Source organism: Alcanivorax sp. REN37 (assembly GCF_041102775.1).
Lineage (GTDB): Bacteria > Pseudomonadota > Gammaproteobacteria > Pseudomonadales > Alcanivoracaceae > Isoalcanivorax > Isoalcanivorax beigongshangi.
Map to the genome: position 1 here is coordinate 1 of NZ_JBGCUO010000005.1, position 8,745 is coordinate 8,745.

Annotated in this window: 9 protein-coding genes; 2 read left to right on the forward strand and 7 right to left on the reverse strand. The window is 62.6% G+C overall.

Translation table 11 applies throughout. The features are described from left to right. Nucleotides 1-867 (reverse strand): AMP-binding protein (locus tag AB5I84_RS13645; protein WP_369456473.1); only part of this gene is annotated, 867 nt, incomplete at its 3' end. Between the two features lie 178 nt (nucleotides 868-1,045). Beyond that, entirely contained in the window at nucleotides 1,046-1,762 is a 717-nt protein-coding gene (trmB, locus tag AB5I84_RS13650; RefSeq protein ID WP_369456474.1) for a tRNA (guanosine(46)-N7)-methyltransferase TrmB, read from the reverse strand. A gap of 159 nt (nucleotides 1,763-1,921) precedes the next feature. Between trmB and AB5I84_RS13655 the strand changes: the two genes are divergently transcribed. Next, the gene (locus AB5I84_RS13655) at nucleotides 1,922-2,833 is read left to right on the forward strand and encodes a recombination-associated protein RdgC (protein ID WP_369456475.1); all 912 of its coding nucleotides are present in this window, start codon (nucleotides 1,922-1,924) and stop codon (nucleotides 2,831-2,833) included. Between the two features lie 344 nt (nucleotides 2,834-3,177). Beyond that, on the forward strand, nucleotides 3,178-5,367 hold the full coding sequence (locus tag AB5I84_RS13660) for an OsmC domain/YcaO domain-containing protein (RefSeq protein WP_369456476.1): 2,190 nt from the start codon (nucleotides 3,178-3,180) through the stop codon (nucleotides 5,365-5,367). 304 nt (nucleotides 5,368-5,671) lie between these two features. Here the strand turns inward: AB5I84_RS13660 and AB5I84_RS13665 are convergent, their stop codons facing one another. The 5 genes from AB5I84_RS13665 to AB5I84_RS13685 form a co-directional block, all read right to left on the reverse strand. After that, a complete protein-coding gene (locus AB5I84_RS13665; RefSeq protein ID WP_369456477.1) occupies nucleotides 5,672-6,463 on the reverse strand; it encodes a thiazole synthase in 792 nt (263 codons plus the stop codon). Between the two features lie 22 nt (nucleotides 6,464-6,485). Then, nucleotides 6,486-6,683 (reverse strand): sulfur carrier protein ThiS, encoded by a 198-nt coding sequence (gene thiS, locus AB5I84_RS13670; protein WP_369456478.1) that lies wholly within the window; start codon nucleotides 6,681-6,683, stop codon nucleotides 6,486-6,488. 17 nt (nucleotides 6,684-6,700) lie between these two features. After that, on the reverse strand, nucleotides 6,701-7,063 hold the full coding sequence (locus AB5I84_RS13675; protein WP_369456479.1) for a DUF423 domain-containing protein: 363 nt from the start codon (nucleotides 7,061-7,063) through the stop codon (nucleotides 6,701-6,703). Nucleotides 7,064-7,183: 120 nt separating this feature from the next. After that, on the reverse strand, nucleotides 7,184-8,047 hold the full coding sequence (rpoH, locus tag AB5I84_RS13680) for an RNA polymerase sigma factor RpoH (RefSeq protein ID WP_369456480.1): 864 nt from the start codon (nucleotides 8,045-8,047) through the stop codon (nucleotides 7,184-7,186). Between the two features lie 148 nt (nucleotides 8,048-8,195). Next, nucleotides 8,196-8,745: helix-turn-helix domain-containing protein (locus AB5I84_RS13685; RefSeq protein WP_369456481.1), on the reverse strand; the 550-nt coding region annotated here is incomplete at its 5' end.

Sequence of the window (8,745 nt, forward strand, 5' to 3'; positions counted from 1 at the left end):
CCGCTCCACCGCGCGCAGCGTGGCTTCCGGCTCGAACGACGGCGCGGGGTAAATCATGGTGGCGCCGTGGGCGACGCAGGCGAGGTTGCCCATCACCATGCCGAAGCAGTGATAGAGCGGCACCGGGATCACTACCCGGTCGTCTGGGCCGAGCCGCTGACTGGCGCCGACCATGTAGCCGTTATTGAGGATGTTGTAGTGGCTGAGGGTGGCGCCCTTGGGGAACCCGGTGGTGCCGGAGGTGTACTGGATATTGATCGGGTCGTCGAACTGCAGCGTCGGGCTGATGTCCAGCAGCTGCTGCGCCGGCACCTGCGCCGCCAATGCCGCCAACTGCCGCCAGGCCAGCATGCCGCGCGGCGGCTGCTCGCACAGGCTGATGACACCGCGCAATTCCGGCAGCGCCGCGCATTGGGCCTGGCCGGGCGTGGCATCCGCCAGTTCCGGTGCCAGCTGCTGCAGCATGGCGTGGTAATCGGATTGCTTGAAGCGGTCGGCGCACACCACCCAGGCGCAACCGGACTGGCGCAGCGCGTATTCCAGCTCGCCGACACGGTAGGCCGGGTTGATGTTGACCAAAATCACGCCGATGCGGGCGGTGGCGAACTGCACGATGCACCATTCGGCGCAGTTGGGCGCCCAGATGCCGAGCCGGTCGCCGCGCTCCAGCCCCAACGCCAGCAGCGCACGGGCGCACTCATCCACCGCCTCGGACAGGCTGCGCCAGCTGTAGCGCAGGTTCTGATGGGCCACTACTAGGGCTTCTTGGTCACCAAACTGGGCAACCGCCCGCTCCAGTGCAGCGCCGATGGTCATCGCCAGCAGGGGAGGGGTCTGATCGCCCCGGGTATAAGAAGGGATCATCATGGTGTTTCCTTTTATTGTTCTGCGAGCACGGACGGCATCGGCCACGGCGCGATGCCGGGAATGACACTCGCGCTGCAGAGTCCGTGCCAGCTCGGATCAATAAAGGAATCAATGACTTGCGGACAAATTGACCGCTGGCCGTCTCACATTGAGACAGCCCGTCTCAGCGGTTGGCGGATCAGTCGCGCTGGTACAGCAGGTCCCAAACACCGTGGCCAAGGCGGGCGCCACGACGTTCAAACTTGGTCTCCGGACGCCAGGCCGGGCGCTCGGCGTAGTGGCCGGCGCCGGACAGGTTGGTCCAACCAGCTGCGGCTTCCATCATCTCCAACATGTGCACCGCGTAATCTTCCCAGTCGGTGGCCATGTGGAACACGCCGCCCGGCGCCAGCTTGCGCTGCACTAACGCAATAAAGGCCGGCTGCACGATGCGACGCTTGTGGTGCTTCTTCTTGTGCCAGGGATCAGGGAAGTAGAGCTGCAGCCGCGCCAGACTGGCGTCGGGGATGCAATGTTCAAGGATATCCACCGCATCATCGCAGTAGCTGCGCAGATTGGTGAGCCCGCGTGCTTCGATTTCCATCAGCAACGCACCGACACCGGGGCGGTGCACTTCAATGCCGATGAAGTCCTGCTCCGGCGCGGTTTCGGCCATGGTCGCCAGCGAAGCGCCCATGCCGTAGCCAATTTCCAGCACCCGCGCGGCGTCGCGACCGAATACTGCTGCCGCATCGAGGCGACCGTCGGCTTGGCGCAGGCCAAATTTCGGCCACAGGGTCTCCAGCGCCCGCTGCTGGCCGGTGGTCAAGCGGCCTTCGCGCAACACAAAACTGCGCACCTTGCGCATCACGCGCCCGGAAACGGGGTCTTTTTCCTGCTGCAGAAAATCCAGCATGGCCTTCCTGTGAGCCTGATGAGGGGGCGCCAGTGTAGGCCCTCGCTGGCGCTCGGCCAACCGCCCCGCCGCCGCTTGAGTCGAACCCGGTGCTGCGTTAAGGTGCCGCCCCGACTCCGACACTGTCCCTTCGGACAGCCTTTTCGAAGGACCCGACCTATGTGGATCAAGAATCTGTGCGTGTTCCAGAGCAGTGAACGCTTCACTTTCACCGCCCAAGAACTGGAAGACACTCTGCAAGCGGTGCGCTGCGGCAAGCTCGGCAGCCAATCACTCAGCACCGAAGGCGTGGTGGCGCCGCTGAAGGACCACGAGGCGCTGCTGCACAGCGACGGCAGCCTGATTCTCGGTATGTACCAAGAAACCAGCCGGCTGTTGCCCGGCGCGGTGGTGAAGGAGCTGCTGGACGAAAAGCTGGCGCTGATCGAGGAAGAAGAAGGCCGCCGCCCAGGCCGCAAAGAGCGCGCTGACCTCAAAGACCAGATTACTTTTGAGCTGATGCCGCGCGCCTTCACTCGCTCGCGCCGCACGCCGTTCCTGATCGACCTGCAGCGCCACCGCATCTTGGTCGATGCCGGTACTGACGCCCGCGCCGAGCAAGTGATCACGCTGCTGCGCAAGGCGATCGGCTCGCTGCCAGTGACCCGCCCCAATGCCGGTTTCTCACCCGCCACCGCGCTGACCCAATGGCTGCGCGAGCCGGGCGCTATGCCCGCTGGCTTCACCCTCGGCGACCGAGTGGAGCTGAAGAGCACCGCCGACGACAAGGCCAGCGCCCGCTTCAGCGCGCTGGACCTGGGCAGCAACGAAGTGCTGGCGCACCTGGACGGCGGCATGCAGGCTACCAAGCTGAACATGGTGTGGAACGACGAGTTCGAGTTCGACCTCACCGACACCCTGCAACTCAAGCGCATCAAGCCGCTGGAGCTGACTCAGGAAAACCTCGACAACCTGCGCGACGACGACGCGCTGGCCGAACTGATGGCACGGCTGTCACTGCAAGCAGGGTTGTTGCGGGATGTGCTCGACCGGCTCTACGAGCACTTTGAAGTGGAAACGGTAGAGGCCTGACGCAGCAGGCATCGACAAGGGCTGCGGCGACCCGCCCTAGCCCTTACGCCACTCACTTTCCAGCGACCAGCACGAGAGCGCACCTGTTGCGCCGAGATCGCCTCGCCGGCAGTAAGACCCTATCGATTTAAGCCTGATTGAAGCGCCCCTTAGTGCCGCCATCGCGGTACTGCCGAACCTGTGCAGCCACAGGGCACGCCAAGTGACCGCGGTCAAACCGGCGAGCGCCCAAGTGGGGTGCCGCGCGCCCGCCTGCACTACGCACAGGGAGCGTCGAAGCGTGGGCCAGGACCGGGTTTTGTGCGACCATCGCGGCCGCGATACGTCTGCCCGGTGCACTGCCCATGGAAATCAAAGTCAATTATCTCGACAACCTCCGCCTGGAGGCCAAGTTCGACGATTTCACCGTCATTTCGGACCAACCGATTCGCTACAAGGGCGATGGCTCGGCGCCGGGACCGTTTGACTACTTCCTCGCCTCGTCAGCCATGTGCGCGGCGTATTTTGTGAAGGTGTACTGCAACACCCGCAACATCCCCACCGACAATATCCGCCTGTCACAAAACAACATCGTCGATCCGGAAGACCGCTATAAGCAGATTTTCCGCATTCAGGTGGAACTGCCGGAGGACATCAGCGACAAGGATCGCCAAGGCATTGTTCGCTCCATTGAGCGCTGCACCGTCAAGAAGGTGGTCCAGGCTGGGCCAGACTTCCAGATCGAGCTGGTGGACAACCTGGATGACGACACCCAAGCCCTGCTCACGGTGCAACCGGATGGCGCCAGCCAGACGTTTATCGAAGGCAAGGACCTGCCGCTGGAACAAACCATCGCCAACCTCAGTGCCCGGCTGGCGAGTCTGGGCATGAAAATCGAGATCGCTTCCTGGCGTAATATCGTGCCGCATGTTTGGTCACTGCATATCCGTGACGCGGCCTCGCCCATGTGCTTTACCAATGGCAAAGGCGCCACCAAGGAAGCGGCACTGTGCTCGGCGCTGGGCGAGTTTATCGAACGCCTGAGTTGCAACTTTTTCTACAACGATCAGTACTTCGGGCAAGACATCGCCGGCAGCGAATTCGTTCACTACCCCAATGAAAAGTGGTTCCAGCCGGGCCCAAATGGTGAAATCCCAGCCGGCGTGCTGGATGACCATTGCTTGGCCATTTACAACCCGGACGGCGAGCTGCTGGGCACGCATCTTTTTGACACCAACTCCGGGACGCCTGAGCGCGGTATTTGCACCATCCCTTACACCCGCCAGTCCGATGGCGAAGTGGTCTATTTTCCGTCAAACCTGATTGAAAACCTGTATCTCAGCAACGGTATGAGCGCCGGCAATACCTTGCCGGAGGCCCAGGTGCAGTGCCTGTCGGAAATTTTTGAGCGCGCGGTCAAAAAAGACATCATCGAGAATGAAATGGCGCTGCCGGCTGTGCCCGAGGCGGTGCTGGCCCGCTACCCGCATATTCAGGAAGGCGTCCGCGCTCTCGAAGCCCAGGGCTTCCCGGTGCTGATCAAGGACGCCTCACTGGGCGGCCGTTTCCCGGTCATGTGTGTGGCGCTGATGAACCCGCGCACTGGCGGCGTATTCACCTCGTTCGGCGCGCACCCCAATTTCCAAGTGGCACTGGAGCGCAGCCTCACCGAGCTATTACAAGGCCGCAGTTTCGAAGGGTTGAGCGACCTGCCAGCGCCCACCTTCAACAGCCTAGCGGTAACCGAGCCGAACAATTTTGTTGAGCACTTTATCGACTCCAGCGGTGTGGTGTCCTGGCGCTTTTTCAGCGCCCGGTCAGACTATGCGTTCTGCGACTGGGATTTCTCCGGCACCACGGCAGAAGAAGCCGCCACCCTGTTCAGCCTCCTCAACGAACTGGGCCACGACGCCTACATGACGGTGTTTGAGCACCTCGGCGCGCCGGTGTGCCGCATCTTGGTGCCGGGCTATTCGGAGGTGTATCCAGTGGAAGATCTGGTGTGGGACAACACCAATATCGCGCTGCGATTCCGCGAGGACATCCTCAACCTGCATCGCCTGAGTGACGAAGCACTGGCTGCCCTGGTGGAGCGCCTGGAAGAAAGCGAACAGGATGATTACCTGAAAATCATCACGCTGATCGGCATCGAGTTCGATGAAAACACCGTCTGGGGCCAGCTGACCATTCTGGAGCTGCGGCTGCTCATCTACCTGGCCCTGGGTGAACTGGAACAGGCACGCGAGCTGGTGGAAGCCTATCTGCAATTCAACGACAACACAGTGGAACGCGGTCGCTTTTATCAGGCCATGCAAGTGGTGCTGGAGGCGACGCTGGAAGACGACCTAACGCTGGAAGATTACCTGCCCAACTTCCGCCGCATGTTTGGCGACACGGTGCTCGATGCGGTGCTGGGCTCCGTCGAAGGGTCGGTGCGTTTTTACGGCCTGACGCCCACCAGCTTGGCGCTGGAAGGGCTAGACAGACACCAGCGGCTGGTGGACAGCTACAAGAAACTGCATGCTGCCCGACAGCGCGCCGCGGCCGGTCATTAACGCGGCAGAGTGACGCGATCACCGCGCCAAGCCGGCGCGGTGGTGCACTCAAAACAGTCAGGCTCAATAACAGGGCAGCACTGCCTTAACGTGCTTGGAAAGGCATGCAGGATCCGCCTTTCTATAACCGGATGGCGACCGCTGCAGACACGGCTGATGCACCGTTCGAGACCAGCGCCGGTGATCGGACGCTCCCGCAGGGAGCCGTAGAGGTCGAGCGCACGGCACACAGTCCGCTTGCTGTTCCATGGCGAAGCCGGGCCGCCAAGCATGGCGGCCCACACTTACCCCCGCCGCAGGACTTTCAAGGACGCCCCAGCGACAGCCCCGACAACGGCGAGGACGCCGACGCGTAGGCCCGCTTTTCCATGCGCCCCGCGAGCCAGGCTTCGCGGCCCGCCTCGATGGCTTTTTTCATGGCGCTGGCCATCAGAATTGGATCACGCGCGTGGGCGATGGCGGAGTTCATCAACACCCCGGCACAGCCCATTTCCATCGCTACCGCCGCATCGCTGGCGGTGCCAACGCCGGCATCGACAATGATCGGCACCTTGGCGTCTTCGAGGATGATGCGGATGTTGTGCGGATTGAGGATGCCGAGGCCAGAACCGATCATCGAGCCGAGCGGCATCACCGCCACACAGCCCATATCTTCGAGCTTCTTGGCGGCAATCGGGTCATCACTGCAATACACCATTACCTTGAAACCGTCGTTCACCAGCTGGTCGGCAGCGCGCAGCGTTTCGTCCATGTCCGGGTACAGGGTTTTCTGGTCACCCAGCACTTCCAGCTTCACTAGGTCGTGGCCATCCAGCAACTCGCGCGCCAGGCGGCAAGTGCGCATCGCTTCGACGGCGTTATAGCAGCCGGCGGTGTTGGGCAGGATGGTGTAGCGGTCCGGGGAGATGAAATCGAGCAGGTTCGGCGCATCGCGGTCTTGGCCGATATTGGTGCGTCGAATCGCCACGGTGACGATCTCGGCGCCACTGGTTTCGATGGCGGCGCGGGTCTGTTCAAAATCCTGGTACTTGCCGGTGCCGATCAACAGCCGTGAGCTGAACCGCCGGCCGGCCACTTCAAAAGTATCGTCTGACATCGTGTCTCCTCGCTGGATACGCTCAGCCGCCGCCAATGGCGTGCACGATCTCCACCACATCGCCCTCGGCCAGGGCATACCCGGCATGTTCACTCTTGGGGACGATCTGTTGGTTCACTTCCACCGCCAACCGGCGGCCGCTCAGCGACAACTGCTGAAGCAACTCCGCAATGGTGCGGCCCTCGCACTGCAGGGTTTGTCCATTCACGAGCAACTTCACCGTGTTCACCTCATCAATCAGGCTGCTTTATAGAGTGCCCAGGCCAGCCACAGCCAACCCAGGATCAAGGCCACGCCACCCAGCGGCGTGATGGCACCCAGCATACGTTGGCCGCTGAGCACCAGAAGATACAGGCTACCGCTGAACACCAGCATGCCGGCAGCCATCAACCAACCGGCTTGGATGGCGGCGCTGCTGTGCAGCACCCGCGCCAGCAATGCTACGCCCAGCAGCGCCACCGAATGCACCAGGTGGTAATGGGCGGCGGTTTCCCATACCGGGATCAAGCTCGCTTCCACTTGGTTGCGCAGCCCGTGGGCGCCGAACGCACCCAGCGCTACCGCCAAGGCACCATTGAGTGCTGCAAATACCATCAGCATGGTCAACCGCTCCGACAGGAGCGCCTCTGCGGGCACAAAAAAAGCGCCTGTGACAGCGCTTTCCAGCCTCCCTGCAGTAGGAGGACAGGGCCCAGCGGCGCGGGCCCTTAGTGTACAGCCTCAAGCCAGCATTGCATTGCGCAGTTTGCCGATGGCGGCATTTTCCAGCTGGCGGATACGCTCAGCGGACACACCGTATTCACCGGCCAACTCTTGCAGCGTGCTCTTGTCGTCGGTAAGCCAGCGGCGCTCCAGAATATCGCGGCTACGCGCATCCAGATGCTGCAAGGCGGCACCGAGACGGCGGCTGCTCTGCTGGTGGAAATCATCTTCGGCGAGGATCTCTGCCGGGTCACCGCCTTCCACCTGCAGGTACTGGGCCGGGGCAAAGGTCGGGCTGTCGTCGTCATCGTCCAGCGGGCCGTCGAAGGAGGCGTCGTAGGCGGCCAACCGGCCTTCCATTTCCTGCACATCCTGCAGCGACACACCGAGGTCGTCAGCAACGCGCTGGGATTCTTCCAGCGTCAGCCGACCCAGGCGTTTCTTCTGCCCGCGCAGGTTGAAGAACAGCTTGCGCTGCGCCTTGGTGGTGGCCACTTTCACGATGCGCCAGTTCTTCAGCACGAACTCATGGATTTCGGCTTTCACCCAGTGCACCGCGAAGCTCACCAGCCGCACGCCCACATTGGGATCGAAGCGGCGCACGGCTTTCATCAGGCCAACGTTGCCTTCCTGGATCAGGTCACCCAGCGGCAGGCCGTAACCGGTGTAGCTGCGGGCGATGTGCACGACAAAACGCAGGTGCGCCAGCACCAGGCTGCGCGCGGCTTCCAGGTCTTCGTCGTAGAACAGCCGCTCCGCCAGCGCCCGCTCTTCCTCGGCGGTCAGCACCGGCACCGCGCTCACGGCCTGGATGTATTGATCCAGGCTGGCACCGGGCACGCTCAGGGCCATGGTTTCCAAGGGGTTCAGGTGTGCGGTCATGTGTCAGGCTCTCCCAGAACTGCGGAACGGGTCGATATTAGCACTCGGGGAGTCAGAGTGCTAAACCGCAATTTGGTTCCCGCTGCCCCGCGTGACAATGCTGCTATCACTACCACGCAGCGATGACCGCTGACACCGCGCTTTACCTTTATTTGCCGGGCGCGCCTTGCTGCTGCCGGCGCCAATGGGACGGCGCCTGCCCGGCCCAGCGCTGGAACGCTCGCGAAAATGCTGCCACCTCCGAGAAACCGCAGCGACCGGCCACGTGACTGACGCTGAGCTGCTCATCGCGCAGCAACCGCAGCGCCAACTCCCGCCGCAGGCTGTCCTTGATCCGCTCCAGTCCAGTGCCCTGCTGCTGCAGTTTGCGACGCAGGGTGCGCGGAGTCAGGTGCAGCTGGTCCGCCACCTGCTGCAGGTCGGGGAAGGCGCTGAACTCGTGCTCCTGCAACAGCGCCCGCAACCGACTAACCAACTGGTCATCGCTGACCGGGCGGCGGAACACCAGCAGTGGGGTGTCCGCCAGGAAGCGCTGGATATCGGCCTCACTGCGCACCAGCGGCCACAGCAAATAGCGCCCAGCCAAAGAGAAGCCGCTGAACGGTTGCTCATAGTCGAGCCGACCGCTGAACATGCTGCGGTATTCGTCATGGTTCACCGGCTGTGGGTAATCGAAGCTGGTACGGCTGTAAGGCAGC

Bases quoted from the DNA above. Each gene is read 5' to 3' on its own strand.
- AB5I84_RS13660 (WP_369456476.1), top strand. From the start codon at position 3,178: ATGGAAATCAAAGTCAATTATCTCGACAACCTCCGCCTGGAGGCCAAG.
- trmB (WP_369456474.1), bottom strand. From the start codon at position 1,762: ATGCTGGATTTTCTGCAGCAGGAAAAAGACCCCGTTTCCGGGCGCGTG.
- rpoH (WP_369456480.1), bottom strand. From the start codon at position 8,047: ATGACCGCACACCTGAACCCCTTGGAAACCATGGCCCTGAGCGTGCCC.
- AB5I84_RS13655 (WP_369456475.1), top strand. From the start codon at position 1,922: ATGTGGATCAAGAATCTGTGCGTGTTCCAGAGCAGTGAACGCTTCACT.
- AB5I84_RS13675 (WP_369456479.1), bottom strand. From the start codon at position 7,063: ATGCTGATGGTATTTGCAGCACTCAATGGTGCCTTGGCGGTAGCGCTG.
- AB5I84_RS13665 (WP_369456477.1), bottom strand. From the start codon at position 6,463: ATGTCAGACGATACTTTTGAAGTGGCCGGCCGGCGGTTCAGCTCACGG.